The organism is Sphingomonas sanguinis NBRC 13937 (genome assembly GCF_001591005.1).
Lineage (GTDB): Bacteria > Pseudomonadota > Alphaproteobacteria > Sphingomonadales > Sphingomonadaceae > Sphingomonas > Sphingomonas sanguinis.
Window position 1 is genome coordinate 17524 of sequence record NZ_BCTY01000026.1, and the last position, 26832, is coordinate 44355.

Consider the following 26832-nt stretch of genomic DNA (forward strand, 5'->3'; position numbering starts at 1 on the left):
GGGAACGAGGGGTAAAATCAGTGGAAGTCATTCGGGATCGCGAAGCCTTGGTCGCGGCGCTCGCCAGCTTGCGTGCCGACGGCGCGCGCGTGGCGTTCGTGCCGACCATGGGCGCGCTCCATGCCGGGCATGTCGCGCTGATCGAGGCGGCCAAGCGGCCCGGCACCAAGGTCGTGGCCTCCATCTTCGTCAACCCGAAGCAGTTCGGCGCGGGCGAGGACCTGAGCCGCTATCCCCGGCGCGAGCAGGCCGATATCCGCATGTTGACCGAGGCGGGCTGCGACCTGCTCTGGCTGCCCGGCGTCGAGGTCATGTACCCGGAGGGCCACGCCACGACGATCCGCGTCGCGGGCGTGACCGAGCCGCTGGAGGGGGCGTCGCGCCCCGGCCATTTCGACGGCGTCGCGACCGTCGTGGCCAAGCTGTTCAACCAGGTCGGGCCGGATGCGGCCTATTTCGGTGAGAAGGATTTCCAGCAGCTGGCGGTGATCCGCCGCATGGTCGCCGACCTCGACTTTCCCATCGAGATCGTCGGCGTGCCGACCCAGCGCGACGATGACGGCCTCGCTCTGTCCTCGCGCAACATCTATCTGGACGAGGAGCAGCGGGCCAAGGCCGTGGCGCTGCCGCGTGCGCTGGGCGTGGCGGCGCGCGCGATCGGGCGGGGCGAGGATGTCGCCAGTGTGCTGGCCGATGCGCGCGCCACGCTGACCGCCGCCGGGTTCGAGGTCGATTATCTCGAGCTGGCCGATGCCGAGACGCTGACGTCCCATGGTTCCGGCGACACCGCCACCGACCGCCCCCGCCGATTGCTGGCCGCCGCCCGGATGGGATCGACCCGGCTGATCGATAACATCGCTGTCACGGACGGTTAATCGGTTAACCAATTTGTGACCGTTCTGGTCATATGCCTAGCCTTACGGACAACAGGGGTCCGTAAGGAGGGCAGGACATGGCTAACAGCAGCAAGAGCGCGCATTTCCTGATGGAAAGCCGCCTCGCCGATCAGCGGGTGACCGATGACGGCGCGACGATGTACGATCTGGGTGTCGCCTATTCGACCGGATCGGGCGGGATGCGCCTGGACCTGATCGAGGCGCATAAATGGTTCAACCTGGCCGCGGTCGCGGGTTTCCTGCCCGCACAGATCGCGCGCGCCGAAGTGGCCAGCGACATGACCGCCCGCGAAATCGCCGAGGCACAGCGTCAGGCGCGGGCTTTCCTGCACGGTACGATGCAGCATATGCGCGCGGCCTGAATCGTCTCCACGACCGCGCGCTGACCAACCCGGGCAGGGGAGGCCGGGATCAGTCTTCGCTCGTGTCCTTCACGGCCGTCTTCTTGGCCGCCGCTTTCTTCGGTGCCGGTTTTTTCGCGGGTGCCTTCTTGTCCCCCGCTGCCTTTGCCGTCTTGGCAGGCGCTTTCTTGGCTGCGGCCTTCTTCGCCGGTTTCTTGCGTGCCGGAGCGGCCGCCGCCCGCGCGTCGATCAACTGCGCGGCTTCTTCCAGCGTCAGCTGATCCTTGTCGACCGTCTTGGGGATGGTCGCATTCGTCTCGCCGTCGGTGACGTAAGGGCCGTAGCGCCCCTCCATCAGCTTGATCTCCGCCTCGGTACGTGGATGCTTGCCCAGCACCTTGAGCGGTTCGCGCGATGCGGTTCCGCGCGCGGCGCGGCCGCCACCCGCCGCCGCTTCGGCCAGCTTGACCACGGCGGCGTTCATGCCCGTCTCGAACACATCGGCGGTCGAGGTCAGGCGGGCATATTTGCCGCTATGCGCCAGATAGGGGCCATAGCGCCCGATCGAGGCGGTGATCGGCTCGCCCGTTTCCGGGTGGTTGCCGATGGTGCGCGGCAGGCTGAGCAGCTTCAATGCCCATTCCAGGTCGAGATCGACATCCTTGGGGATCGAAGCGCGCTTGGCGTCCTTGCCTTCGCCCAGCTGGATATAGGGGCCGAACCGCCCCGACTTGCGCTCGACCGGCAGCCCGGTTTCGGGGTCCTGGCCCAGCGTTTCCGGCCCGGTATCCTCGCCCGCGCCTTCGCCGCCCTGAGCAAATCGGCGGGTATATTTGCACTCGGGATAGTTGGAGCAGGCGATGAACGCGCCGAAACGGCCACCACGAAGGGCGAGCTTGCCCTCGCCGCAATTGGGGCAGAGTCGCGGGTCCGACCCGTCCGCCTTTTCGGGGAAGAGATAGGGCGCAAGGAACTGGTCCAGTTCGGCGGTGATCGCCGAGGGTTGCTGCTCCATCACCTCCGAGGTGCGCGGCTTGAAGTCGCGCCAGAAGGCGTCGAGCACCGCCTGCCACTGGGCACGGCCGCCGGACACGTCGTCCAGCTCCTCTTCCAGCTCGGCGGTATAGTCGTAGCCGACATATTTCTCGAAGAAGCGTTCCAGGAACGCCGTCACCAGTCGCCCGCTCTCCTCGGCAAAGAAGCGGTTCTTCTCGACGCGGACATAGGCCCGGTCCTTCAGCGTCTTGATGATCGAGGCATAGGTCGACGGACGCCCGATGCCCAGTTCCTCCATCCGCTTGACCAGCGACGCCTCGGAGAAGCGCGGCGGCGGCTGGGTGAAGTGCTGCTCGGCCTTCACCTCCTTCTTGGCGGGGGCATCGCCCTCGCGCAGGCGGGGGAGGCGGCGCGCCTCTTCATCCTGGCTGTCGTCCTGGCCTTCTTCATAGAGCGCCAGATAGCCGGGGAAGAGCACGACCTGGCCGGTCGCGCGCAGGACGTGACGGCCGGTGCCGTCGGCCATGTCGATGGTGGTCCGCTCCATCCGCGCCGAGGCCATTTGGCTCGCCAATGCGCGCTTCCAGATCAGGTCGTAGAGACGGCCATGATCGCCCGAACCGGCACGATCGCGCGAGAAGTCGGTCGGGCGAATCGCCTCGTGCGCTTCCTGCGCGTTCTTCGCCTTGGACTGGTACATGCGCGGCTTGTCGGGGACGTAGGAGGCGTCATAGCGCTCGGCGACGGCCTTGCGCGCCGCCGAGATGGCCGATCCGTCCATCTGGACGCCATCGGTACGCATGTATGTGATCGCGCCATCCTCGTAGAGCTGCTGCGCGATCCGCATCGTGTGATCGGCGGAGAAGCCCAGCTTGCGCGCGGCCTCCTGTTGCAGGGTCGAGGTGGTGAAGGGCGGCGGCGGATTGCGCGTCGCGGGCTTGGTCTCGACCGACTGGACCTGGAACCGACCCGCCTCGACATCGGCCTTGGCGCGCTTGGCGTCGCCTTCATTGCCGATCGACAGGCGGTCGAGCTTCTTGCCCTCCCACTGGACCAGGCGCGCGACGAAGGGGGTGCCGTCCTGCTCCATATCGGCCGTCACCGACCAATATTCCTGGGGCTTGAAGGCTTCGATCTCGCGCTCGCGGCTCACGATCAGGCGCAGCGCCACCGACTGGACGCGGCCCGCCGACTTGGCACCGGGCAGCTTGCGCCACAGCACCGGCGACAGGGTGAAGCCAACCAGATAGTCGAGCGCGCGGCGCGCCCGGTAGGCGTCGATCAGGTCGGTATCCAGCTCGCGCGGATTCTGCATGGCGTGCAGGATGGCGGGCTTGGTGATCGCGTTGAACGTCACGCGCTCGACCTTGTCGGGCAGCGCCTTGCGGTTCTTCAGAACCTCCTGCACGTGCCAGGAAATCGCCTCGCCCTCGCGATCAGGGTCGGTGGCCAGGATCAGTCGGTCGGCCTTCTTGGCCTCGTCGGCAATGGCTTTGAGCTGACGCGCCTTGTCCGCGTAGTTTTCCCACTCCATCGAAAAATTCTGGTCGGGGTCGACCGAGCCGTCCTTGGGCGGCAGGTCGCGGACGTGACCATAGCTGGCGAGGACGCGGTAGTCCGAACCCAGATATTTCTCGATGGTTTTCGCCTTGGCGGGCGATTCGACGATGACGAGTTGCATTGGGCCTAACTAGGAAGTCTCACACGTACGTGCGAGAGTGGAGGGGAAGGTCGGGAGGCGTCAAGTCGGTGCCGTCGCGGTCGATGTCATCGTCCATCCGCCGCCGCGCCGCATAGGCACACGCCCAGAAGGCGGGGGTCAGTATCGCCCAGACCGACAGGAGCATGTCGGCCACCGCCAGGCTGTTGGGACTGTCGAAGCTCGGGATCAGGGCCGCCACCGCAACAAGGGCCAGCACGGCCAGAAAGGGTACCGCGGCGAGCAGTACGAGGCCGACGAACGACGCAAGATAGGGGCGCGTCAGGACCCAGCTTCGCCGCATGGCTGATACGGCCGGCAGCCGCTCGGCCGCCAGCGCAGGCAGCGCCAGGCTCCAGAGCGCGAGCAGCAGGACACCCGGTACGATCAGCAGCACCAAGCCGATCGCGACGGTCAGGAACGTCAGCAGGCTGAGCAGGAACGCGCCCGGATAGCGTCCATCGGTGGGGCGATCCTCGGGCTGGTCGGGATGGGTCAGCCCGGCATGCGCCAGCGCGCGAAAGGTGACCAGCAACTGGAGATACAGCGTCACCAGCCCCAACAGGCTGCTCAGCCGCGTCCAGTCGCCGGGGGAATATTCCATCGCGATCTGCGGCACCGCATCGATCGCGATCATCATGGCGATGAAGCCCGGCTGCGCTCGCACGAAGGCGAAGGTGTCGGCGAGGACGCGGCGGGGGGCGAGGTCGTCAGTCTTCATGGCGTCCGGGTCTTGTCGGCGCTGTTTTCGGCGAGGCGGAGATAACGAAGGACGTCCTGATCGCGATACTGTGACCGATCATGCGGGCGATAGCCCAGCTTTTCCGCCAGCCGGATGGAGTGCTGGTTGGCGGGTGAGATCATGCACTGGGTCGCGGGCGGAGCATGATGCTCGTCCATCCAACGATGCGCGGCGGCGGCGGCCTCATAGGCATAGCCCTTGCCATGCGCGGCGCGGGTAAAGACCCAGGCGGCCTCTGGAAAGGTATCCAGCCTGGGCGTGACCTCGCGGTGGAAATCCATGAATCCGGTCTCGCCGAGATACTGGCCGGTCGTCCGATCCAGAACCGCGAACAGCCCGTGGCCGAACACCGACCAATGGCCGATGAAGCGCAGCAGCCGCATCCACGCCTCCTCGCCGGTCATCGGTGCCCCGGCATGGCGAACCACCACCGGATCGGCGACCATCGCGGCATAGGCGTCGTAATCTGCGACCGTGTAGGGGCGCAGAGTCAGGCGTTCGGTCTGGATCATGTCAGCGCCACCCGCCCGCCCGCATGGCGTTCCAGCCGTCCGGCCAGCTCCAGTTCGAGCAGGATCGTCTGGACGATGGCGGGAGGGCGGCCGCTTTGGCGGATGAGTTCGTCGACGCTCACCGCCACCGGGCCGAGCAGATCGGTGACGCGTGTGCGATCGGCATCGCTCGCCTCCTGCGGCGGCGGGGGCGTGTAGGGACTTTCGGGCGCGCGGACCATGCGGGCGTCGATGGGGCGGATTTGTTCGAGGATATCGGCCGCCGACTGGATCAGCGTCGCACCCTCGCGGATCAGCATGTTGCATCCTTGCGCGCGCGGATCGGCCGGGTGGCCGGGCACCGCCATGACCTCGCGCCCCGCCTCGCCCGCCAGCCGCGCGGTGATCAGCGAGCCGGAGCGCGGCGCGGCCTCGACCACCACCGTGCCTTGCGCGAGGCCTGCGATGATCCGGTTGCGCGAGGGGAAGTGGCGGGCGAGCGGCTGCGTCCCCGGCGGTTGCTCGGCGATCAGCAGGCCACGCGTCGCGACCTCCTCCTGCAACCGGGCGTTTTCGGGCGGGAAGGCGATGTCGATGCCGCTGGCGATGACGCCGATCGTCCCGCCCTCCAGCGCGCCGATATGCGCCGCCGTATCGATCCCGCGCGCCAAGCCGGAGGTGACGGGCAGGCGCTGCGCTGCGAGGTCCTGCGCCAGTCCGCGTGCGAAGCGGCACGACGCGGCCGAGGCGTTGCGCGCACCGACCAGCGCCACGCCGCCGCGCTGCGCCAGCCCGATGTCGCCGCGGATGATCAGCGCGGGCGGGGCGGTGTCGAGTTCAGCGAGCAGCGCGGGGTAATCGGGCTCCCCCAGCAGGACATGGCGTGCTCCCAGCCGCGCGACCGTCTCGATCTCACGCGCGATCACCGCCGGGTCGGCGGCCTTGGGGGCTTCGCCGCCGCCGCGCCGGGCAAGATGGGGCAGGGCGTCGAGCGCGGCCTGCGCCTCGCCGAAACGCGCCATCAATTGCCGCCAGGTGACGGGTCCGATGCCATGGGTTCGCAGCAGCCGAAGCTGCGCGAACCGGGCGTCAGTCACGCTTCTTGCCGATACGGGGTTCGGTCCCGGCCAGCAGGCGCTCGATGTTCGAGCCGTGCTTCCAGACGACGATCAGCGCGAGTGCGATCAGCAGCAGCACCAGGTCGAACCGGCCCAGCACCGCCGCCGCCAGCGGGGCGCTGACCGCCGCTGTCATTCCCGCCACCGCCGAGATGCGCAGGGTGGCGAGCAGGCCCAGCCAGACGATCGCATAGACGACGCCCAGCGGCCAGTAGAGCGCGGTGACGACACCCATCAGCGTCGCAACACCCTTGCCCCCGCGAAACTTCAGCCAGATCGGATAGCAGTGCCCGATGAACGCGGCCGCCGCCGCCAGCACTTCCTCACCGGGCAGCCATTGCCGCACCACCAATACGGCGGCGACACCCTTCAGCAAGTCGAGGATCAGCGTTGCGGCGGCCAGGCCCTTGCGGCCGGTGCGCAGCACATTGGTCGCGCCGATATTGCCCGACCCGATGCTGCGCAGATCGCCCGCGCCCGCCGCGCGCGTCAGGATGATGCCGAAGGGAATCGACCCCAGCAGATAGCCGATCAGCAAGGCCCAGGTGGGCGGCCCCCAGATGATTTCGGTCGGCAATAGTCTTCCCCTGTGCTCCGGCACATACATAGAACATCGCGTATGGCCTGTCCAATGCGGGCCGCTCTGGTTTCGGTGCTGCGGGGCGTTTAAGGGGCGGGGATGAGCGATGCGCGTCCCATCCTGTTCTTCGATTCTGGCGTCGGCGGACTGTCGATCGCGGGGCCCGCACGCGCCGTCTTGCCGACCGCGCCCTTCGTCTATGTCGCGGACAGTGCGGGCTTTCCCTATGGCGAGAAGAGCGAGGCGGAGATTGCGGGCCGGGTGCCCGCGCTGCTCGGGCGGCTGGCGGAGCGGTATCGGCCGCGCCTGATCGTGATCGCGTGCAACACGGCCTCCACCATCGCATTGCCCGCCGTACGCGCGGCGCTCGACCTGCCCGTGGTGGGCACGGTGCCCGCGATCAAACCGGCGGCGGCGATGAGCAAGACTCGGGCGATCGGCGTGCTCGGCACCCGCGCGACGGTACGCCAGGCCTATGTCGACGATCTGGCGGCGCGCTTTGCGGGCGATTGCCGGGTGATCCGGCACGGCTCGGCCGAGTTGGTGGAACTGGCCGAGGCGAAGCTGCGCGGCGAGTCGCTGTCCCCTGCGGCGTTCGCGGCGGTGCTGGACGGGCTGTTCGAGCAGGAGGGAGGCGAATCGATCGATGTCGTCGTCAACGCCTGCACCCATTTTCCGCTGGTCGAGGCGGAATTGGCGGCGGCGGCACCCCGGCAGATCACCTTTGTCGATGGCGGGCCGGGCATCGCGCGGCGGATCGCGTTTCTGACACAAGGCCAGGACTGGCCCGACTCGGCGGGCGAGGGGGTGGCGGTGTTCACGCGACTCGGGGATCGCGAAGAGGCGCTTCGGCCGGGACTGGCGGCGCGCGGCTTCACCCGGATCGAGGCCCTTTAGCCTCTCGGCGCTCGGCCTGGGCGCAAGGGATACGGAACTCTTCGATCCTTGGGACAATATGTCCACCATGATCGATCACAGTAACCACCGATCTCCACTCGATTCCTTTACCGGATCGTCCTACATTCCCGTTCCATGAGCATCGAGGGCACGGACGCGCGCGTGGATTATTCCCGCGTCTTCACCCAGGCGATCGACCGCCTGCACGCCGAGGGACGTTACCGCGTCTTCATCGACATTCTGCGCAACAAGGGCATGTTCCCTAATGCGCGGTGTTTCGCCGGGCATAACGGGCCTAAGCCGATCACCGTCTGGTGCTCCAACGACTATCTCGCCATGGGCCAGCATCCGAAGGTCATCGCCGCGATGGAGGAAGCCCTCCACGATGTCGGCGCCGGTTCGGGCGGCACCCGCAACATCGGCGGCAACACCCATTATCATGTCGATCTGGAAGGCGAACTCGCCGACCTGCACGGCAAGGAAGCGGCGTTGCTGTTCACTAGCGGATACGTCTCCAACGAGGCGACGCTGGCGACGCTGGCCAAGATCCTGCCGGGTTGCGTGATCTTTTCCGACGAGCTGAATCACGCCTCGATGATCGCGGGCATCCGCAATTCGGGCTGCGAGAAGCAGGTATTCCGCCACAATGATCTGGCGCATCTGGAGGAACTGCTGGCGGCGGCCGATCCGGGCGTCCCGAAGCTGATCGCGTTCGAGAGCGTCTATTCGATGGAGGGCGATGTCGCCCCGATCGCGGCGATCTGCGATCTCGCCGACAAGTATAACGCGCTGACCTATCTCGACGAAGTACACGCGGTCGGCATGTATGGCGCGCGCGGTGGCGGCATTTCGGAGCGGGACGGGGTCGCCCACCGGTTGACCGTGATCGAGGGCACGCTGGGCAAGGCGTTTGGCGTGATGGGCGGCTATATCGCGGCCGACCGGATGATCGTCGACGTGATCCGCTCCTATGCGCCGGGGTTCATCTTCACCACCTCGCTGTCACCGGTGCTGGTCGCGGGCGTGCTGGCGAGCGTGCGCCACCTGAAGCAAAGCTCGGTCGAGCGCGAGGGGCAACAGGCCGCCGCCGCCAAGCTGAAGGCGATGATGACCGAGGCGAGCCTGCCCGTCATGCTGGGCGAGACGCATATCGTGCCGGTCATGGTCGGCGATCCGGTCAAGGCCAAGAAGATCAGCGACATCCTGCTCGCCGAATATGGCGTGTACGTCCAGCCGATCAATTATCCGACCGTCCCGCGCGGCACCGAGCGCCTTCGCTTCACCCCCGGCCCCGCGCATGACGAGGCGATGATGGCGGAACTGGTGTCGGCGCTGGTCGAGATCTGGGAGCGGCTGGAGTTGAAGATGGCGGCGTAACGGGCTCCATCTTTTTCGTTCTTCCCCGGCGAAGGCCGGGGCCCAGTTGCGGCGAAGCGGGTGGTGCGCGGAGCGATGCGACCTTACCCCACCAATGGTAGGGTAACTGGACCCCGGCCTTCGCCGGGGTGGTCGCAATGTTAAAGGCCGGATTTCAGTCGAGCGTGATTGCGGCGTTGCTTCCCGGCACCGCCAATGGTGCGCCAAACCGCACCGTGTGGACGCTGCTATAGTCGCCCTCTGCCGGATCGGCATAGACATGGACGACGCGGCGCACCCCGTCGATCACCCAATAGGTCGGGATGCTCGCCTGGGCGTAGAGCATCCGCTTGAGCCCCATGTCGCGGCTTTGCGTCGTTTGGGAGATCTCGATCACCAGCAGAACATCGTCTGGCGTCAGGAAGCGTTTCTCGACCACCTGCTGGCGCAGCAGCGCGGCATCGCAGGCGACGACCGTCGAATCGTCGATAACAAGACCGGTTTCACCCAAGACCAGCGCGACGCCCACGGCCTGAGCGAGATAGAACACGACATTGGCCTGCGCGGCAGCATGGCCCCCCATCGGCGGGTTCATCCGTTCCAACGCCCCGTCGATGAGCTCGACCTTCATGCCCTCGAACGCACCGCTCTCGACCATGCGCAGGAACTCGGGCGCCGTGAAGCGCGCTCGGTTCTCCGGGGAAAGGCGGGCCAGTTGGTTCACGGTGGCGATCCTATCATGGCGGCGATAGCGAGCCTAGCCGCGCCTCACTTCCTGCAATAGCCCTCACCCGACTTCACCGTCAGGCAGTCGGTCTTGCCCGCCAGATACTTCAGCCCCGTGGCATCGCCATTGGTCGGGCGGAGCGTTTCGCGGACGCCGTTCCGCTCGAAGACGATGGTGTCGCCGACCTGCTCGCCCCGGAACTCGCCCTTGTTGTCCAGGTCCCACTGCATCTCCATGCGGTAGCGGCCCGGCGTCGCGGCGTGCTTGATGTTCAGGTACATGCCCTCCACCCCGACATAGCGGCCGACATAATCGGGGGCCTTTTGCTTGGGCAGGCCGGTAAAGGTTGCGCCATCCCCGGCAGGCCCCGCCGTCGTGGCGGCGCTGGGGGCGTTCGCGGTCGGCGCTGCGGCGTTCCTGACCTCCTCCGGCGTCTCGCGCGAGCAGGCGGTCAGGGCAGAGAGGGCGGTGAGGATCAGGATGCGCTTCATGGCGCGCAGAACCCCTCAACCCTGGCGCACGTTCCGTTGCGCGAAGGGGTAGCCATTCGCCCTGCGCGCGCGTAAAGGCGCGGGCATTCCAATCGACCCTGTCAGGAGCGCCCGTCCCATGCGCATCGCGATCGCATCCGATCATGCCGCCGTCTCGTTGAAGACCGTGCTGGCGGACTGGCTGCGCGAACAGGGGCATGAAGTGCTGGACCTGGGCACCGATGGCAATGCCAGCGTCGATTACCCCGATTTCGGCCGTGCGGTCGGCGAAGCGCTGGCCGATGGGCGCGCCGAGCGTGGCGTGGCGCTGTGCGGATCGGGCATCGGCATCTCGATCGCCGCCAACCGCAACCCCGCCTGCCGCTGCGCGCTGGTGTCCGAGCCGCTGTCGGCCGCGCTCGCCCGCCAGCATAACGACGCCAACGCCATCGCCATGGGCGCGCGCGTCATCGGTGAGGAAATGGCCAAGGCCTGCCTCGCAGCTTTCCTGTCCACCCCGTTCGAGGGCGGACGTCATCAGCGCCGTGTCGACATGCTGTCCACCGCGCCCGCCCAGAATTGAACGCCCGAGGATACGTACCCCATGAGCACGCTTAACGACGTCCAGCCCGCCGGCTTCTTCACCCGCACCCTGGCCGATGCCGACCCCGCCGTCTTCGCCGGTGTCGCGCACGAGCTGGAACGCGAGCAGACCCAGATCGAGCTGATCGCCAGCGAGAACATCGTCTCCAAGGCGGTGATGGAAGCGCAAGGCTCGGTCTTCACGAACAAATATGCCGAGGGTTATCCGGGCAAGCGCTATTACCAGGGCTGCGCGCCGTCGGATGAGGTCGAGCAGCTGGCGATCGACCGCGCCAAGCAGATTTTCGGCTGCGATTTCGTCAACGTCCAGCCGCATTCGGGTGCACAGGCGAACGGCGCGGTGATGCTGGCGCTGGCCAAGCCCGGCGACACGATCATGGGCCTGTCGCTCGACGCTGGCGGTCACCTGACGCACGGCGCGAAGGCCGCGCTGTCGGGCAAGTGGTTCAACGCCGTCCAGTACGGCGTCGACCCCGAAACGCACCTGATCGACTATGACGAGGTCGCCCGCATCGCACGCGAGTGCCAGCCCAAGATCATCATCGCGGGCGGCTCGGCCTATCCACGCGTCATCGACTTCGCCAAGTTCCGCGCCATCGCGGACGAGGTCGGCGCCTATTTCATGGTCGACATGGCGCACTTCGCAGGCATCGTCGCGGGCGGGCTGCACCCGACCCCGTTTGGCCATGCGCATGTCGTGACCACCACCACGCACAAGACCCTTCGCGGTCCGCGCGGCGGCATGATCATGACCAATGACGAAGCGATCGCGAAGAAGATCAACTCGGCGGTCTTCCCGGGTCTTCAGGGTGGCCCGCTGATGCACGTCATCGCCGCCAAGGCGGTCGCGTTCGGCGAGGCGCTGCAGCCTGACTTCAAGACCTATATCGCGGCGGTCGTGGAAAATGCCCGGACGCTGGCCGCGACGCTGAAGGCGCGCGGCGCGAACCTGGTCGCGGGCGGCACCGACACGCATCTGGCGCTGGTCGACCTGACTCCGCTGGGCATCACCGGCAAGGATGCCGACGAGGCGCTGGAGCGGGCGGGCATCACCTGCAACAAGAACGGCATCCCCAACGATCCGCTGCCCCCGATGAAGACCAGCGGCATCCGCGTCGGCTCGCCGGCCGGGACCACGCGCGGTTTCGGCCCGGCCGAGTTCGAGCAGATCGGCCATATGGTCGCCGATGTGCTCGACGGTCTGAAGGCCAAGGGCGAACATGGGGACCCCGAAGTCGAGGCGAACGTTCGTGCCCGTGTGCGTGAGCTTTGCGCACGCTTTCCGATCTATCAGGGATAAGGACGTTACCGATGGCCAAGTTCGACCAGAAGATTTCCGAGGTTCAGGACGACATCAAGTCGACCCCGGGCCTGGGCAAGAGCATGGCGAAGTGGGGCGCGCTGGGCGCGGTCATCGCCATTCCGGTGCCGTTCGTCGGCCCGATCTTCGGCGCGGCGGCAGGTGCCGGTTACGCCTATCTCAAGGCCAAGAAGAAGATCTGAATGCGCTGCCCCTTTTGCGGCCATGAAGACAGTCAGGTAAAGGACAGCCGCCCCACCGAAGATGGGGCGGCCATCCGCCGCCGTCGCCAGTGCGAAGGCTGCGGCGCGCGCTTCACGACGTTCGAGCGCATCCAGTTGCGCGAGCTGTTCGTGCTGAAGAGCGAAGACCGGCGTGAGCCGTTCGACCGCGAGAAGCTGCTCCGCTCCATCGCCATCGCCACGCGCAAGCGGCCGATCGATCCGGTGCGGGTGGAAAAGCTGGTGTCCGGCATCCAGCGCCAGCTGGAGACGAGCGGCGAGGGCGAGGTATCGTCCAAGCGGATCGGCGAGATGGTGATGGAGGGGCTGAAGGGCCTCGACTCGGTCGCCTATATCCGCTTCGCCAGCGTGTATCGCGAGTTCGGCGAGGCCAAGGATTTCGAGGCTTTTGCCGGAACGGTCGAGGAAGTGGCGCCCAAGGGAGAATGATCTCCTCCTGAAATAGCACATCGATCGGGCAAGATCTTGGCGAACACTACGCCGAAATCGTACGGCGTGAGCCAGCATACCTCATTTGGCGGATGTCAAATCCGCCCGGCGCCCATCATATCCCCGCGCTATTCGGGGATATGATGAATGTCTGTAAAATCGCGTAATCGGGCGGGTGTAACAGATCCAGCCGCGCCTCATCGGCCCCATGTCGATACCAACAGATTTAGAATCAAACGATTTTCTGTTTTCGTGAAGATGCTCGAGAGCATCGAATCGAAAGGGATTATCCGTGTATTGGATGTCGGGGGAACCAGGGCTTACTGGGAAGGCTTGAAGGACCATTGGGGCCATATCCCCTTGGAAGTCACCCTGCTTAACCTGGATGCCGTGCCGGAGCAGGATGGCCCTTTCCGCATCGTCGCTGGCAACGCCTGTGCCCTGGAATATGGCGATAACGCGTTCGATATCGTCCATTCCAACAGCGTGATCGAACATGTGGGCGGGTGGCAGGCGATGATGGCCATGGCGGGCGAAATACGCCGTGTGGCCCCCCGATATTTCGTCCAGACGCCCAATTTCTGGTTTCCGATCGAGCCGCATTTTCGCAGCGTGTATTTTCAGCTGCTGCCGCAAAGTGTCCGGGCAAGGATGCTGATGAAAGGCAAGCGAGGGCATCGACCCAGGGCGCAGAGCTTTGAAGAGGCAATGGTCAGCATCGAGTCAGTGAACCTGCTGACGTTTCCGCAAATGCAGGCGCTTTTCCCGGACGCGACGATCACCAAGGAGCGGGTGTTCGGCCTGGTCAAATCCCTGATCGCCATTCAATAGCTGGCCGGATCGCACTGGACGCGCCCGATGGAAGCCGCGATATCGCGGACAGAAGGCGGCGCAACCGGCCGCCGCGCCCGGAAAAGCAAAGTGTCCCAGTTGCCATCGCAGTCCCAACCGCCCGTCATCGTCCTGGTTCGCCCGCAGCTTGGCGAGAATATCGGCAAGGCCGCGCGCGCCATGCTCAATTTCGGGCTGGTCGAGATGCGCCTCGTCACGCCGCGCGACGGCTGGCCCAATCCGCAGGCGGGGCCTGCCGCGTCCGGCGCGGATATCGTGCTGGAACAAGCCAAGGTCTATGAGAGCGTGGCCGAGGCGGTGGCCGATTGTGCCCAGGTCTACGCCACCACGGTGCGCAAGCGCGGCGTGACCAAGCCGGTGGTGACGCCGGAAGAGGCGGCGCGGGAAATCCATGCCGATACGGTGGGCCGCGCGGCGTTCCTGTTCGGGCCGGAGCGCTCCGGCCTCGAAACCGATGACGTCGCCATCGCGCGCAAGATCGTGACCGTGCCGATCAACCCGGAATTCGGCAGCCTCAATCTCGCCCAGGCGGTGATCCTGATCGCCTATGAATGGTCGAAGGGCATCGCACTGGCCCAGCCGCCCGAAGTCGAACTGCCCGAGGTTGCGCCGCAGTTCGAGCTGGACGGCATGATCGGCCAGTTGGAGGAGATGCTAGAGAATGCGGGCTTCTTTTTCCCGCCCGATCGGACGCCTGCGAGCAAGCGCACCCTGCGCACCTTGCTGACCAAGCCCGGCTGGTCGAGCCAGGAGGTGCGGACCCTGCGCGGCGTATTGTCGTCATTGGCGCGGCCGCGTCAGCGGTAAGGCCTTATCCCCGCGTCCGGTCGAAGGTCGCCAGTTCATAGGCGATCGACCCTTCGACCAGTATCTCCCAGATTTCGGCGATGACCGTCTCGGGCACGCCCAGCCGCACCGCTTCGGCGCGCGCCTGATCGATCACCTGGGTCTTGCGATCCTCGTCGCGCACATGGTCGCGGGTCGGTTTGATCCGCGCGGCGGCGTCCATATAGGCGAAGCGGCGCGCGAGCAGCGCCACCAGTTCGCGGTCGAGCTGGTCCACCCCGGCGCGAACCTCCGCCATGGTCGTGCAATCGGGTCCGGCGAGTATCTGGGTCATGGGCAAGGGCTCTGCCGGGCGGGGCGGGCGCTGTCCAGTCCGCTTGCGGCGGGGCGGCAGATCGCGTTAGCATCCTGATCACCGATAAAGGGGGAGTGAGATGATGGTGACCATGTTGCTGTTGTTGGCGCTGGCGGGCCAGGAGACGGCTCCGGCATCGGTGCCTCCGTCCAAAAAGGACAAGGTGATCTGCAAAAAGGAGGAGGCCACCGGATCACGGCTGGGTGGACGACGGATTTGCCACACGCGGCTGGAATGGGACGAAATTGCCCTGATCGCGCGGCGGGATGTCCAGGAAGCCGCTACCCGCACACGCGGCCCGGTCGGCAACTGACTGCCATCTTAGTTGACTTCGGCTTGCCTCTCGTCTAGGCGCGCCGCTTCGCAATTGCCCCCGCATCCCGGTGAAGCGGTGGGCCTGCGCTTGTCCCTCAAAGACTGGCATGGTGCGATACCGGGACCAACGTTGTTCGTAGTTGCTAAGGAATACACATGTCGAAGCGTCAGAGCGCGAAGTACAAGCTCGATCGCCGTATGGGCGAGAACATCTGGGGTCGCCCCAAGAGCCCGGTCAACAAGCGTGAGTACGGCCCCGGCCAGCACGGTCAGCGTCGCAAGGGCAAGATGTCGGACTTCGGTCTGCAGCTGCGCGCCAAGCAGAAGCTGAAGGGCTATTACGGCGACGTGACCGAGAAGCAGTTCAAGGCCTGCTACCAGGAAGCCGCCCGCATGAAGGGCGATACCTCGCAGAACCTGATCGGCCTGCTCGAGCAGCGTCTGGACATGATCGTGTACCGCGCCAAGTTCGCGCCGACGATCTTCGCTGCGCGCCAGCTGGTCAGCCACGGCCACATCCGCGTCAACGGCGTGAAGTGCAACATCGCGTCGCGTCGCTGCTTCGTCGGCGACGAGATCTCGCTGGGCTCGAAGGCGACCGAAATGGCGCTGGTCATGGAAGCTCAGCAGCTCGCCGAGCGTGAAGTGCCCGATTACGTCACCGCCGACGGCAACACCAAGGTCGCGCTGACCCGCATCCCGACCCTGGACGAGGTGCCCTATCCGGTGAAGATGGAACCGAACCTGGTCGTCGAATTCTATTCGCGCTAAGTTTCGGGTCTCTACCGAATTTACGGAAAGGGCGGTCCCATCGGGGCCGCCCTTTTTGTTTACGCCTCGCTTGCCGGGTGGCGGTGGCGCGCGCATACTCCGCCTGTTTAAAGGGGGAGGGTGTTGATGCGCTTGGGATTGATCGCCGCGGCGGCATGGTTGAGCACGACGGCTGCTACCGCCCAGACGGCCGAGCAGGGGCTGTATGCCGACCAGCTTCGCGCGATGATGACCGCCGTTGCCGCCGGTACCTGCCCTGAGGCGCTGATGGGTGAGCAACTGCTCAACGCCTGTCGTCAGCAGCTCCCGCAGATGGCCCCAGCGATCAAGGCGGCGGGCGCGATCCAGTCGGTGAAGTTCGACAAGTCCCAGGACGCGAACGGACAGCGTTACGAGAAATACACGATCAGCTTTGCCAGCGGCAAACCCTCGACATGGGTGATTGGAGGGTTGAAGGATGGCAAGTTCGAGTCCGTCTATTCCCTGGGCGACTGACGGGCAGTCGCCCAAGGGTATGTTGCGGCAGGACCGCAATCAGAAGCGGATCTGTCGCTCCAGCTGATCCGCGCGCAGCGCCGTCTTGCTTACGATGCAGCTGGTATCGATCGTGTCGCCATTGATCTTGCAGCTGTAATCCCGTTCCCGAATCCAGCGGCGCTGCTGGTCGCGCAAGGCGGTCTTGGCCGCCGGACGCGACACCAGTTGCCGCATGACCTGCTGATAGGCCTTGTTCAGTCGGTCATCTTGGACAGCCGACTCGCGCTGGGTACAGACGCCGCTCTGCACGGTGTTGCTACCGGCGCGGCTCATGCAGCTGCTATAGGCGGGCGACAGGTTCGGCGATTCCTGCGCCAGGGCGGGGGTGCCCGTTGCGACGATCATCGCGGCGGTCATGGCGGCAATCCACTTCATCATTCCCTCCTTTTATACGGCGTGACATTCTCATCGGCCGATACAGTCGCACAACCATTTGTCGTCGGGACGGTTTCAGCATCGATCTGGCGCCGCCGCCATTTTCTGACCCTGCCGCGAGAAAAGCGCCCAAGCAGTATGGAGATGCCCTATCCGGCGCGCTTGCTCTGTAAGATCGCGACGCCGATCGCAGTAGCCAGCCCCACGGGGAACCACAGGCCGAACTTGCCGGTCAGCAGGCCGATGCATCCGAAGATCACCAGGACGGCAAAGGGTGACAGTTTCTTCATGATGCCAGCCTGACGCGGCGCTGCCGTATTGGCAAGCTTGCCCCGTGCGACCCCGCCGGGCACAACATCCCAAGATATAAGGGGAAATCATCATGCGCCGTCTGGTCCTATTGTCCCTCCTCCTGTCCGGCACCGCGATGGCGCAGGAGAAGCCCGCCATTTCGGTCGACACGCTGAAGACCGTCACCCAGACGCTCAGCTCCGACGCGTTCGAGGGTCGCGCACCGACCACTCCGGCCGAGGACAAGACGGTCGCGTATATTATCGACCGCTTCCAGAAGGCGGGGCTGAAGCCGGGCAACAAGGGCAGCTGGACCCAGGACGTGCCGATGGTCGAGATCACCGCCAACGACGTCCAGCCCTTTACGGTGGCCGGAAAGGGGACCTCGATCCCGCTCGCCTATCGCACCGACATGGTGGTCGGCACGTACCGGGTGACGCCGCGCATCGATGTGAAGGACAGCGAGCTGGTGTTCGTCGGATACGGCATCACCGCCCCCGAAAAGGGCTGGGACGATTATGCCGGGGTCGATGTGCGCGGCAAGACGGTGGTCATCCTGATCAACGACGCCGACTGGCAGACCATGGGCCGCGAAGGGCCGTTCGAGGGCCGTGCCATGACCTGGTACGGTCGCTGGCCCTATAAGTTCGAGAATGCCGCCAAGCACGGCGCGGCCGCCGCGCTGATCGTGCACCAGACCGAACCCGCCGCCTATCCCTGGGCGGTGGTGCAATCCTCCTGGACCGGGCCGCAGCTCGAACTGGACGAGGCGGGCGATCATCAGGACCAGAGCCGGGTGATCGGCTGGCTGCAGCAACCGGTGGCCGAGCGCATCCTGAAGGCGGCGGGCCGCGATCTCGCCACCCTGACCAAGGCCGCGCAGACCAAGGGGTTCAAGGCGGTGCCCCTTGGCCTCACCCTGTCGGGCGGCTTCAGCAATACGATCCGGCGACAGGCGTCGAAGAACGTTATCGGCGTCCTGCCCGGCACCACCGAGCCGGGTGATTATGTCCTCTATTCGGCGCATTGGGACCATCTGGGCCGGTGCGACGCGGTGGACGGCGACGATATCTGCAACGGCGCGCTCGACAATGCGAGCGGGGTGGCCGGACTGGTCGCGCTGGCCGAGGCGAATGCCAAGGCGGGGCCGGCCAAGCGGTCGATCGCGTTCCTGGCGGTGACGGCGGAGGAAAGCGGGCTGCTCGGCTCGTCCTATTATGCGCAGCATCCGGTCTTCCCGCTGGCGCGTACCGTCGGCGGGGTGAACATGGACGGGCTGAACGTGACGGGCCGGTCCAGGGACTTCGTGCTGGTCGGGCAGGGCAAGTCGGAGATCGAGGATCTGGCGAAACAGATCGTCGCCGCGCAGGGCCGCACGATCAGCGCCGAGCCCAATCCCGAGCGGGGCAGCTATTACCGCTCCGACCATTTCTCCTTCGCCAAACTGGGCGTGCCGATGCTCGACGGCGGATCGGGACAGGACAAGGTGGTCGGCGGCACCGCGGCGGGCAAGGCGGCGGCGGAGGACTATGTCGCGCACCGTTATCACAAGCCCGCCGACCAATATGATCGCCGCTGGGATTGGTCGGGTGCGGTCGAGGATTTGACGGTCTATTATCAATTGGGCAGGACGCTCGCCGACCGGCCGGGCCTGTGGCCCAACTGGTATCCCACCGCCGAATTTCGCGGCATCCGCGATCAAAGCAGGAAGAACGCCCAGTGACGACGTTACATGTGACGACGCCAAACGCGACGACGCCGCCCCCCCCTGAATGGGCCCGGCACGAAGCCGTGTGGATCGGTTTCCCCAGCCATGGCGAGCTGTGGGAAGACGATCTGGAGCCCGCGCGCGAAGAGGTGCTGGCCTTTGCCCGCGCCGTCCATGCCGATGGCCGGGGCGAGCGGGTGATCCTGGTCGCCGCGGACGGCGAGGCGGCCGAGGCCGCGCGCCGCATGGCTGGTGACGCCGCCGAGGTGATCGTCCAGCCGTTCGGCGACATCTGGCTGCGCGACACCGGGCCGATCGTCACGGGCGACGGCACGGCGCGGCTGTTCGAATTCAACGGCTGGGGCGGCAAATACGACCTGCCCGGCGATGATACGGTCGGTGCGCGGCTGGCCGAAGAGCGTGGTATCGCGGCCAGCGCCTGTGGCTGGGTGCTGGAGGGCGGCGCCATCGACGGCGACGGCACCGGCCTGGCCGTGACGACGCGCCAGTGCCTGCTCAACCCCAATCGCAATCCGGGCCTGAGCGAAGAGGCGATTGCCGAGCGTCTGGCGCAGGACCTGGGGCTGACCCGGATCGTGTGGCTGGGCGACGGGCTGCTCAACGATCATACCGACGGCCATGTGGACAATCTGGCCCGCTTCGTCGGCCCGAACCGCATCGCCCTGCCTGAAGCGGCCGAGAACGATCCCAATTGGCAGGTCTATATGGCCGCCAAGCGCGACGCCATCGCCGCGGGGCTGGAGGTCGTGTTGATCCCGTCGCCGGGCCGCGTGCTGCGCGACGAGGAGATCGTGCCTGCCAGCTATATGAACTTCTACATCGGCAATGCCGCCGTCGTCGTGCCGCTCTATGGCAGCGAGAATGACGCGGCGGGCGTCGCGGCGATCCAGGCGATCTTCCCCGACCGCGAGGTCATCGGCCTGCGCGCCGACGCCATCCTGACCGGCGGCGGCAGCTTCCACTGCATCTCGCAGCAGATTCCGGCGATCACCTGATCACGGGTTTCGAGCCCGCGTGTCCGACAAGGAGACGCGGGCTTCAGCCCGTCGGGGGCAGGCCCTTCACTATCCGTAAACCGTCAGCCGACTATGACCTCGCGATCCCCTGTCCGGGATCGGAATCATGCATTGCAAGCCACGATCAATCTGCTCCGCAGCCAATATGACGATATCGCACGGGCCATCGGCGATCTCATGGCGCTGTTCGACATGCGCTATGCCGATGCCGAGCCCATGCTGGGGGCGGTGCGCATGCGGATCGCGCAAATCATCGTCAAGCATCTGAAGACCGAGGACGAGCTGCTGCTGACGCCGTTGCGCGAGCGACGGCTGATGGCGAGCATTCCTGGATGCGAGGCGATCGTGACCGAAACCCGCGAATTGCGACTGGCCTATTCCCGGCATGTCGGTACCTGGACCGCGCGCGCCATTGAGGAACGGTGGAGCGAATATGTCGTGGTGACGCGCCAGCTCAACGAGCGGCTGATGGCGCTGTGCGACCAGAAGATGAAGAACTTCTACCCGGTGGTACTGCGCCGCATCCTGCTCGATCCGGGCATCGACGCGACGGAACGCCTCGCCGTAATTCGGCAGGCATCTTGACCGCCGGGACGCTTCGCCCGGCGCAACCGCAACGCGGCGCCCGGATCTTTTCCCGACGTCCGGCGCGCGGAAGCGGGGTGACGCCCGGTCGCCGAGCCATTAAAGGGCGTGGCCATGACCCAGATCACTGTCGCCGCGCTGCAACTGGCCTTCACCGCCGATATCGACCGCAACATCGCCGAGGTCACGCGCCTCGTCCGTGAGGCGGCCGCCCAGGGTGCGCAGGTGATCCTGCCGCCCGAACTTTTCGAAGGCGAGTATTTTTGCCGTGTCGAGGACGAAGGACTGTTCTCCAACGCCAAGCCGACGGGCGAGCACAAAGCGGTGCTGGCGATGCAGGCGCTGGCGGCCGAGCTGAAGGTCCATATCCCGACCAGCTTCTTCGAGGCGGACGGGCCGCATCACTATAACTCGCTGGCGATGGTCAACCCGGACGGCAAGGTTGCGGGCGTCTATCGCAAAAGCCATATCCCGGACGGTCCGGGCTATGAGGAGAAATTCTATTTCCGCCCCGGCAATACCGGGTTCAAGGTGTGGGACGGCCCAGCGACCAAGCTGGGCGTCGGCATCTGCTGGGACCAATGGTATCCCGAGACGGCGCGCGCGATGATGCTGATGGGTGCGGAAATCCTGTTCTACCCCACCGCGATCGGCAGCGAGCCGCATGACGACAGCCTCGACACCGCCCGGCTGTGGCGGCGCGCGATGGTCGGCCATGCCGTGTCCAACGTCGTGCCGATCGTCGCGGCGAACCGTATCGGCAACGAGCATGGCCAGACCTTCTACGGCACCAGCTTCATCTGCGACGAGCGCGGCGACATCCTGGCCGAGCTGGGCCGCGAGGAAGAAGGCGTGATCGTCGCCACCCTCGACATCGACCGCGTAAAGCGCCACCGCGCCGCCTTCGGCTTCTTCCGCGACCGGCGGCCTGAACTGTACGGGCGGCTGGTGCAGGACATCTGATGATCGAGGCTGAACTCGAGTCGCTGCAATTTAGTCCTTGGGCGAAAATTCAGCTCAAGAATGATCGGCTGCGGTTCGACTATAAGGCGCGCCCTGCGGATCATCGTGAGGGTTTCGTCTACGCATGGGTGTGGACGACTTCGGACGGGCAGGCGAAGGAGATCTGCTATGTCGGTAAGGCAGGTGGCACGCTGGCTGCCCGGGCAGGGCAGCACCGCGAAGGTTTCAAGGGCAATGGACGCGGCGGCGCTCTAGCGGCTTCGATTCGTCCCTGTCTGGCGGACGGGGAAATGTGGGTTTGGGCTCGCCACTCGGCAGAGCAGGAGATTTTCGGTCAGCGCGTTTCATTATGCGCGAGCGAAGAATTAGCGTTGTTCGGTCGCTTGAAACCCTCTTGGAATAAACTCCTGCCCAAACGATAGCGTCTGATGGACCACCGAGGTGACGGCCGGGGTGGTCCAAGCCGGATTCACCCCCGCAACTCTAACGCCCGCGCGAAGACAGCCTCGAACATCTCGGGCGTCAGGCGGCCGGTATTCTGGTTGTAGCGCGAGCAGTGATAGCTATCGAGCACGACCATGCCGCTTGGCATCCGGTGTTCGGCGAGATGCGCGAATCGGGTCTTGGGGAGCTTGCCGCCCAGCGCCTTGACCGCCGACTGGTGCGCGATCTGGCCCAGCGCGATGACGACCGACAATTTGGCCAGCGCCGCCAGTTCCTGGGTCAGGAAGGGGCGGCAGGTGCGGATTTCGTCGGGCGTCGGCTTGTTTTCGGGGGGCAAGCATTTGACCGCGTTCAGGATCACCGCGCCGGTCAGCGTCACGCCGTCATCGACACGCGCGTCGAATTGTCCCTCGGCCAGCCCGAACTTGGCGAGCGTGCCATAGAGGAGCGGTCCTGCGCCATCGCCGGTAAAGGGGCGGCCGGTGCGGTGCGCGCCATGCTTGCCGGGTGCCAGCCCGACAATAGCGAGCCAGGCGTTTTCATCGCCGAACGGCGGCACGGGCGCGTTCCACCAGCCGGGATATTCGGCGGCGACGGCATGGCGGACCTCGGCCAGGCGTGGACAGAGCGGGCAGTCGCGTGGCGGCTGGATCGGGACGAGGGGTGCAGGGATAGCGGGAAAGGATGCGTCGGGCATCGCGCTCGGGTAGTCGGGTGACATGACGACGACAAGCTATGCCATCGCGCTGGGTTCCAACCGTCCGGGACGGCATGGCTCGCCGCAGGACGAGATTCGTGCCGCGCTGGCCGCGATCGGCGGTGTCAGGCGCGTGTCGCCGATCATCACGACCGCGCCGGTGGGGCCGTCGATCCGGGCCTTTGCCAATGCCGCGGCCTTGGTCGACAGTCTGCTTGCTCCCCCGGCGATGCTCCGTCACCTGAAGGCGATCGAACAGGCGTTCGGGCGACGGTGCGGACAACGCTGGGGCGCGCGGGTGATCGACCTGGACATTATCCTGTGGTCGGGGGGGCGGTGGCGCTCCCCCGAACTGGTCGTGCCGCACATCGCCTATGCGGCCCGGAGCTTCGTGCTGCACCCGCTGGTCGCGATCGTTCCGGACTGGCGCGATCCGCGTGATGGCCGAACGGTTCGGCAAATGCGACATGGTGTTGACCGGAGGCGTCCGCGCCCCTAGGTCCCATCCACCCCGATGGAGGGTCCGTAGCTCAGTTGGTAGAGCAAGCGACTTTTAATCGAGAGGTCCCGGGTTCGAGTCCCGGCGGACCCACCATCGCGGGGAAGCATCCGATGCAGGTTCGTCCCCATGCGGACGTCGCGCGTCATGCCATTCCGATCATGCGCAGATATCGGCCGCTCGACCAGGGGAGCGACCGATCCTGTTATGCCGTGGGGAAAGTGAAACGGTCGATCAGAGCAGCTGTTTGACCAGCGCGGAGGCACCCAGCGCGACGCCGCCCACCGCCAGCCAACTCACGACAGCGCCGCACGTCAGGATCAACAGGCGATTGATAGGTAGAATGGCGTGTTCGTCCATGGTCTGGCATTCCTCTCCCACCGGTCTTTGTGCCGGTGTAGGACAGTTCTGCATCAAAAGAATGGGCCTGACAAACCCGTTTTTCCAGGGTGCTTGAGGCCCGAGCTTGCGCTTTGCCTTGGGCATCGTCACAGCATCGTCATGGAAGTTCCCAAGCCATGACGCCGCACGATTCGCTTGAAAGCGACTTGGCGCTTTCCACCGAATCGCAGGCGGCCGAGTCGCCGGGGCTGGCGAGCCTGCCTCTGGCCTTGCGGGGATTGGCGGCCGGGGGCGCGGCGCTGGCGTTGCTGCTGCTGGTGGGCTTGCTGGTCGATCACTGGCCCTTTGCCTGGGATCGCGCGATCCTGACCGGGTTGCGGGCGCATGCCCAGTCGGCTGCGCTCAGGGCGGTGGCGGTTGATTTCACCGCGCTGGGCAGCGTGCCGGTGCTGATCCTGATGGTCGGGGGCGCGGCGCTATTGCTGCTGGCGCGGGGCTGGTGGTTGACGGCGATCGCGACGGTGGCGGCGGGGATCAGCGGCGGCGCGGTCGTCACCTTGGTCAAGCATCTGGTCGCACGCACCCGGCCCGACCTGGTGCCGCACTGGGTCGATGTCCATAATGCCAGCTTTCCCAGCGGGCATGCGGCAGGCGGAGCCATGGTCTATCTGACGCTGGCCGCGCTTGCGACCCAGGCGACGCAGGCTCGGCGGCTGCGTCATATGATCGTGCTGTTGGCCGTGGTGCTGGTCGGCGCGATTGGGGTCAGTCGGGTCTATCTGGGCGTGCATTGGCCGTCGGACGTGGCGGCGGGATGGTGCTTCGGCACGCTCTGGGCGCTGGGCTGGTGGTGGGCGACCGCCGCCGCCCGCGCGTCATGGGCGAAGACCTCAGCCCCGCGCGCGGGCGAGTAGCGCCTGTGCCGCTTTGAGATGCGGCGCATCGACCATCTTGCCGTCGAGCTGGAGCGCGCCTGCGCCGGGGTTCGCGGCGAACAGGTCGACGATCGCCTGGGCACGGGCGATATCCTGTTCGGAGGGGGTGAAGGCGGCGTTGATGACCGGCACCTGCGCCGGATGGATCGCCATCATGCCGGTAAAGCCGTCGCGCTGCCCCCGCGCGGCATAGGCGGCCAGCCCGTCCAGATCGCGGAAATCGGGATAGACCGTCTCGATCGCGGCGGTGCCCGCAGCATGGGCGGCGAATAGGGTTAGCGAACGCGCGAGCTGATAGGGGGCGGTATAGCTGCCGTCCGCTTCACGCGCCGTGGTCGCACCGATCGCGGCGGGCAGGTCCTCCGCCCCCCAGGTGAGCCCAGCGAGCGGCAGGCTGGACCCCGCATATTCGCCCAGTCGGAAGATCGCGGTCGGGGTTTCGGTGACAATGGGCAGGATGGGGATATGCTCCACCCCACGCGCCGCCAGCGCGTGCAGGCTGACCAGGCCCTCCGCCTTGGGAAGTACGATCCCGTCGGGCCGGGCAGGCAAGATCGCCGCCAGATCCTCCGCCGCCAACGGCCCGTCGACCGGATTGATCCGCACGAACAGTTGCACACCGTGATCGCGGGGCTGGGCCAGGAACGCCGCCACCGCCTGTCGCGCGGCGGGTTTCGCGCCTGGGGCGACCGCATCCTCCAGGTCGAGGATCAGCGCGTCCGCACCCAGACCCAGCGCCTTGGCCATCCGGTCCGGCCGGTCGCCGGGCACGAACAATAGCGAGCGCAGCCGCATCGGGATCAGCGGCCCATCTCAGCCAGCTTGCGCTCCCAGGCGAGCGCATCGCGGACGATGCCGTCCAGATCGTCGCGCTCGGGCCGCCAGGGCAGGGAGGCCAAGATCGCGCTATTGTCGGCGACCAGTTCGGCCGGGTCGCCCGCGCGGCGGCCCTCCAAGCGGCGCTCGATCGTGTGATTGGTCACCCGGTCGACCGCATCGAGCACTTCGAGGACCGAGAAGCCCCGGCCGTAACCACAGTTGAGCGTATGGCTCTCACCCGGCTGCGCGACCAGCAGCTCCAGCGCGGCGACATGCGCGGCGGCGAGGTCCGAGACATGGATATAGTCGCGCACGCCGGTCCCGTCGCGGGTCGGGAAGTCGGTACCATAGACGCCGACCGCATCGCGCTTGCCGATCGCCGCCTCGACCGCGATCTTGATCAGGTGGGTCGCGCCGACTGTCGACTGGCCCGAGCGACCCTGCGGGTCCGCGCCCGCGACGTTGAAATAGCGCAGCGCGCAATAGTTGATCGGATGCGCGGCGGCGACGTCCTTCAGCATGATCTCGGTCATCAGCTTGGACATGCCATAGGGGTTGATCGGTGCCTTCGGGTCATTCTCGGCGACCGGCACCTTTTCGGGCGTGCCATAGGTGGCGGCGGTCGAGGAGAAGATGAAATGGGCGACGCCCTCAGCCACCGCGCTTTCGATCAGCGACCGGCTGGCGGCGGTGTTGTTGCGATAATATTTGAGCGGGTCGCTGACCGACTCGGGCACCACGACCGATCCGGCGAAGTGCATGATCGCGCGGACGCGGTGGTCCCGGATCGCGGCGCGGACGGCGGTGTCGTCGGCGACATTGGCGACGACCAGCGATGCGCGCGGATCGACCGCCCAGTCGAAGCCGGTGACCAGATTGTCGAGCACCACGACCTCATGGCCCGCATCGAGCAGCGCCAGCACGGCATGGCTGCCGATATAGCCGGCCCCGCCCGTTACCATCACCTTGCCGTCGATCGCTGCCATCACTTTTGTCCCAAATGCTTGGATTGCCGTGGCCTAGCCGCTTCCTATCTAGGCATACAAGACGACAAGGAGATTCCGAGTGACCGAATATGTAACGCTGGCCGGGGGCTGTTTCTGGTGCACCGAGGCGGTGTTCAAGGACGTGATCGGCGTCGAATCGGTCGAAAGCGGCTATATCGGCGGCACCGTGCCCAACCCGACCTATAAGCAGGTGTGCGGCGGCGACACCGGCCATGCCGAGGCGATCCGAATCGGTTTCGACCCCGAACAGCTGGCGCTGGACGATTTGCTCGACATTTATTTCGCGACGCATGACCCGACGCAGCTCAACCGTCAGGGCAATGATGTCGGGACCCAGTATCGCTCGGCGATGTTCCCGGCGGACGAGCGCCAGGACGCCGCGATGAAGGCTGCGATGGAACGGGCCCAGGCGGGCAGCGACAAGCCGATCGTGACGACCATCGAGCCGATGGCGGAATGGTATCCGGCCGAGGATTATCACCAGGATTATTGGGAAACCTCTGGCCGGTCGAACCCCTACTGCATGGCGGTGATCCCGCCCAAGCTGCAGAAGCTGCGCAAGAGCTTTGCCGCACGGTCGAAGGCCGTCACGGCGTAATCCGGGTATCGGGCGGAGGCGAAAGCGAA

General features: G+C 66.0%; 35 protein-coding genes and 1 tRNA gene. 22 read left to right on the forward strand and 14 right to left on the reverse strand.

Annotation, left to right across the window (positions count from 1 at the left end; all coding sequences use genetic code 11):
• The first annotated feature begins 20 nt into the window (after positions 1-20).
• Both panC and SSA01S_RS11620 read left to right on the forward strand, forming a co-directional pair.
• Complete coding sequence (gene panC / locus SSA01S_RS11615) at positions 21-875, forward strand: pantoate--beta-alanine ligase (protein ID WP_061780468.1); 855 nt, start codon at positions 21-23, stop codon at positions 873-875.
• Positions 876-952: 77 nt separating this feature from the next.
• Positions 953-1258 carry a hypothetical protein gene (locus SSA01S_RS11620; RefSeq protein WP_058716678.1) on the forward strand — a complete coding sequence of 102 codons (306 nt, stop codon included), beginning with the start codon at positions 953-955 and terminating at the stop codon, positions 1256-1258.
• Between the two features lie 49 nt (positions 1259-1307).
• Here SSA01S_RS11620 and topA read toward each other — a convergent pair whose 3' ends face one another.
• The 5 genes from topA to plsY are packed head-to-tail and all read right to left on the reverse strand — an operon-like array spanning position 1308 to position 6860.
• Positions 1308-3914, reverse strand: coding sequence for a type I DNA topoisomerase (gene topA / locus SSA01S_RS11625; protein WP_061780469.1), 2607 nt, complete (start codon positions 3912-3914; stop codon positions 1308-1310).
• Between the two features lie 19 nt (positions 3915-3933).
• Positions 3934-4653 carry a hypothetical protein gene (locus SSA01S_RS11630; protein WP_061780470.1) on the reverse strand — a complete coding sequence of 240 codons (720 nt, stop codon included), beginning with the start codon at positions 4651-4653 and terminating at the stop codon, positions 3934-3936.
• Positions 4650-5186, reverse strand: coding sequence for a GNAT family N-acetyltransferase (locus SSA01S_RS11635; protein ID WP_061780471.1), 537 nt, complete (start codon positions 5184-5186; stop codon positions 4650-4652). The genes SSA01S_RS11630 and SSA01S_RS11635 overlap by 4 nt, the downstream gene beginning before the upstream one ends.
• On the reverse strand, positions 5183-6262 hold the full coding sequence (gene dprA, locus SSA01S_RS11640; protein WP_061780472.1) for a DNA-processing protein DprA: 1080 nt from the start codon (positions 6260-6262) through the stop codon (positions 5183-5185). Before dprA ends, SSA01S_RS11635 begins: the two co-directional genes overlap by 4 nt.
• A complete protein-coding gene (gene plsY / locus SSA01S_RS11645; RefSeq protein ID WP_061780473.1) occupies positions 6255-6860 on the reverse strand; it encodes a glycerol-3-phosphate 1-O-acyltransferase PlsY in 606 nt (201 codons plus the stop codon). Before plsY ends, dprA begins: the two co-directional genes overlap by 8 nt.
• A 102-nt stretch (positions 6861-6962) precedes the next feature.
• Between plsY and murI the strand changes: the two genes are divergently transcribed.
• Together murI and hemA are read left to right on the forward strand one after the other, a co-directional pair.
• On the forward strand, positions 6963-7760 hold the full coding sequence (gene murI / locus SSA01S_RS11650; RefSeq protein ID WP_061780474.1) for a glutamate racemase: 798 nt from the start codon (positions 6963-6965) through the stop codon (positions 7758-7760).
• Positions 7761-7895: 135 nt separating this feature from the next.
• Positions 7896-9137, forward strand: a complete 1242-nt coding sequence (hemA, locus tag SSA01S_RS11655) for a 5-aminolevulinate synthase (protein ID WP_061780475.1) — start codon at positions 7896-7898, stop codon at positions 9135-9137.
• Positions 9138-9291: 154 nt separating this feature from the next.
• Here hemA and SSA01S_RS11660 read toward each other — a convergent pair whose 3' ends face one another.
• Positions 9292-9840, reverse strand: coding sequence for a Uma2 family endonuclease (locus tag SSA01S_RS11660; protein ID WP_061780476.1), 549 nt, complete (start codon positions 9838-9840; stop codon positions 9292-9294).
• Positions 9841-9884: 44 nt separating this feature from the next.
• Positions 9885-10334 carry a hypothetical protein gene (locus SSA01S_RS11665; protein ID WP_061780477.1) on the reverse strand — a complete coding sequence of 150 codons (450 nt, stop codon included), beginning with the start codon at positions 10332-10334 and terminating at the stop codon, positions 9885-9887.
• A 118-nt stretch (positions 10335-10452) separates the two neighbouring features.
• Between SSA01S_RS11665 and rpiB the strand changes: the two genes are divergently transcribed.
• From rpiB to SSA01S_RS11695, 6 genes are all read left to right on the forward strand, one after another.
• Entirely contained in the window at positions 10453-10896 is a 444-nt protein-coding gene (rpiB, locus tag SSA01S_RS11670; protein ID WP_061780478.1) for a ribose 5-phosphate isomerase B, read from the forward strand.
• Between the two features lie 21 nt (positions 10897-10917).
• Positions 10918-12216, forward strand: coding sequence for a serine hydroxymethyltransferase (glyA, locus tag SSA01S_RS11675; protein ID WP_061780479.1), 1299 nt, complete (start codon positions 10918-10920; stop codon positions 12214-12216).
• Positions 12217-12227: 11 nt separating this feature from the next.
• On the forward strand, positions 12228-12419 hold the full coding sequence (locus SSA01S_RS11680; RefSeq protein WP_058716667.1) for a hypothetical protein: 192 nt from the start codon (positions 12228-12230) through the stop codon (positions 12417-12419).
• Positions 12420-12887, forward strand: coding sequence for a transcriptional regulator NrdR (gene nrdR, locus SSA01S_RS11685; RefSeq protein ID WP_058716666.1), 468 nt, complete (start codon positions 12420-12422; stop codon positions 12885-12887).
• A 258-nt stretch (positions 12888-13145) separates the two neighbouring features.
• A complete protein-coding gene (locus SSA01S_RS11690) occupies positions 13146-13718 on the forward strand; it encodes a class I SAM-dependent methyltransferase (protein WP_082795056.1) in 573 nt (190 codons plus the stop codon).
• Positions 13719-13808: 90 nt separating this feature from the next.
• Complete coding sequence (locus tag SSA01S_RS11695; protein WP_061780502.1) at positions 13809-14546, forward strand: RNA methyltransferase; 738 nt, start codon at positions 13809-13811, stop codon at positions 14544-14546.
• Between the two features lie 4 nt (positions 14547-14550).
• On the opposite strand, the gene SSA01S_RS11700 is transcribed toward SSA01S_RS11695, so the two are convergent.
• Complete coding sequence (locus SSA01S_RS11700; RefSeq protein ID WP_061780480.1) at positions 14551-14859, reverse strand: chorismate mutase; 309 nt, start codon at positions 14857-14859, stop codon at positions 14551-14553.
• Positions 14860-14959: 100 nt separating this feature from the next.
• On the opposite strand from SSA01S_RS11700, the gene SSA01S_RS11705 reads away from it, so the two are divergent.
• From SSA01S_RS11705 to SSA01S_RS11715, 3 genes are all read left to right on the forward strand, one after another.
• On the forward strand, positions 14960-15193 hold the full coding sequence (locus SSA01S_RS11705; RefSeq protein WP_061780481.1) for a hypothetical protein: 234 nt from the start codon (positions 14960-14962) through the stop codon (positions 15191-15193).
• 158 nt (positions 15194-15351) lie between these two features.
• Positions 15352-15966, forward strand: coding sequence for a 30S ribosomal protein S4 (gene rpsD, locus SSA01S_RS11710; RefSeq protein WP_042490485.1), 615 nt, complete (start codon positions 15352-15354; stop codon positions 15964-15966).
• Between the two features lie 126 nt (positions 15967-16092).
• Positions 16093-16461 carry a hypothetical protein gene (locus tag SSA01S_RS11715; RefSeq protein WP_061780482.1) on the forward strand — a complete coding sequence of 123 codons (369 nt, stop codon included), beginning with the start codon at positions 16093-16095 and terminating at the stop codon, positions 16459-16461.
• Positions 16462-16500: 39 nt separating this feature from the next.
• On the opposite strand, the gene SSA01S_RS11720 is transcribed toward SSA01S_RS11715, so the two are convergent.
• Both SSA01S_RS11720 and SSA01S_RS19825 read right to left on the reverse strand, forming a co-directional pair.
• The gene (locus SSA01S_RS11720) at positions 16501-16881 is read right to left on the reverse strand and encodes a lysozyme inhibitor LprI family protein (protein WP_061780483.1); all 381 of its coding nucleotides are present in this window, start codon (positions 16879-16881) and stop codon (positions 16501-16503) included.
• Positions 16882-17027: 146 nt separating this feature from the next.
• Positions 17028-17168, reverse strand: a complete 141-nt coding sequence (locus SSA01S_RS19825; RefSeq protein WP_167348913.1) for a hypothetical protein — start codon at positions 17166-17168, stop codon at positions 17028-17030.
• 92 nt (positions 17169-17260) lie between these two features.
• Between SSA01S_RS19825 and SSA01S_RS11730 the strand changes: the two genes are divergently transcribed.
• The 5 genes from SSA01S_RS11730 (at position 17261) to SSA01S_RS11750 (ending at position 21884) form a co-directional block, all read left to right on the forward strand.
• Positions 17261-18892, forward strand: coding sequence for a M28 family metallopeptidase (locus SSA01S_RS11730; RefSeq protein ID WP_061780485.1), 1632 nt, complete (start codon positions 17261-17263; stop codon positions 18890-18892).
• Positions 18889-19893 (forward strand): agmatine deiminase family protein, encoded by a 1005-nt coding sequence (locus SSA01S_RS11735; RefSeq protein ID WP_244885670.1) that lies wholly within the window; start codon positions 18889-18891, stop codon positions 19891-19893. The genes SSA01S_RS11730 and SSA01S_RS11735 overlap by 4 nt, the downstream gene beginning before the upstream one ends.
• 132 nt (positions 19894-20025) lie before the next feature.
• Positions 20026-20499: a hypothetical protein gene (locus SSA01S_RS11740; RefSeq protein ID WP_061780487.1), complete on the forward strand. Its 474-nt coding sequence runs from the start codon at positions 20026-20028 to the stop codon at positions 20497-20499.
• A gap of 114 nt (positions 20500-20613) precedes the next feature.
• Entirely contained in the window at positions 20614-21462 is an 849-nt protein-coding gene (aguB, locus tag SSA01S_RS11745) for an N-carbamoylputrescine amidase (RefSeq protein WP_061780488.1), read from the forward strand.
• Entirely contained in the window at positions 21462-21884 is a 423-nt protein-coding gene (locus SSA01S_RS11750) for a hypothetical protein (RefSeq protein WP_061780489.1), read from the forward strand. The genes aguB and SSA01S_RS11750 overlap by 1 nt, the downstream gene beginning before the upstream one ends.
• A 47-nt stretch (positions 21885-21931) precedes the next feature.
• Here SSA01S_RS11750 and SSA01S_RS11755 read toward each other — a convergent pair whose 3' ends face one another.
• A complete protein-coding gene (locus SSA01S_RS11755; RefSeq protein WP_156477769.1) occupies positions 21932-22603 on the reverse strand; it encodes a uracil-DNA glycosylase in 672 nt (223 codons plus the stop codon).
• Positions 22604-22625: 22 nt separating this feature from the next.
• On the opposite strand from SSA01S_RS11755, the gene folK reads away from it, so the two are divergent.
• Positions 22626-23102: a 2-amino-4-hydroxy-6-hydroxymethyldihydropteridine diphosphokinase gene (folK, locus tag SSA01S_RS11760; RefSeq protein WP_061780491.1), complete on the forward strand. Its 477-nt coding sequence runs from the start codon at positions 22626-22628 to the stop codon at positions 23100-23102.
• 20 nt (positions 23103-23122) lie between these two features.
• Positions 23123-23198 (forward strand) — tRNA-Lys (locus tag SSA01S_RS11765).
• Between the two features lie 138 nt (positions 23199-23336).
• On the opposite strand, the gene SSA01S_RS20180 is transcribed toward SSA01S_RS11765, so the two are convergent.
• Positions 23337-23462, reverse strand: coding sequence for a hypothetical protein (locus tag SSA01S_RS20180; protein ID WP_272867556.1), 126 nt, complete (start codon positions 23460-23462; stop codon positions 23337-23339).
• 158 nt (positions 23463-23620) lie between these two features.
• On the opposite strand from SSA01S_RS20180, the gene SSA01S_RS11770 reads away from it, so the two are divergent.
• Positions 23621-24358 (forward strand): phosphatase PAP2 family protein, encoded by a 738-nt coding sequence (locus SSA01S_RS11770; RefSeq protein WP_082795057.1) that lies wholly within the window; start codon positions 23621-23623, stop codon positions 24356-24358.
• Here the strand turns inward: SSA01S_RS11770 and SSA01S_RS11775 are convergent.
• Together SSA01S_RS11775 and galE are read right to left on the reverse strand one after the other, a co-directional pair.
• Positions 24335-25174, reverse strand: a complete 840-nt coding sequence (locus SSA01S_RS11775) for an HpcH/HpaI aldolase/citrate lyase family protein (RefSeq protein ID WP_061780492.1) — start codon at positions 25172-25174, stop codon at positions 24335-24337. The genes SSA01S_RS11770 and SSA01S_RS11775 overlap by 24 nt on opposite strands.
• A 5-nt stretch (positions 25175-25179) precedes the next feature.
• Positions 25180-26184 (reverse strand): UDP-glucose 4-epimerase GalE, encoded by a 1005-nt coding sequence (gene galE / locus SSA01S_RS11780; RefSeq protein ID WP_061780493.1) that lies wholly within the window; start codon positions 26182-26184, stop codon positions 25180-25182.
• 79 nt (positions 26185-26263) lie between these two features.
• Between galE and msrA the strand changes: the two genes are divergently transcribed.
• Entirely contained in the window at positions 26264-26803 is a 540-nt protein-coding gene (gene msrA / locus SSA01S_RS11785; RefSeq protein WP_058717502.1) for a peptide-methionine (S)-S-oxide reductase MsrA, read from the forward strand.
• The last annotated feature ends 29 nt before the right edge of the window (positions 26804-26832 follow it).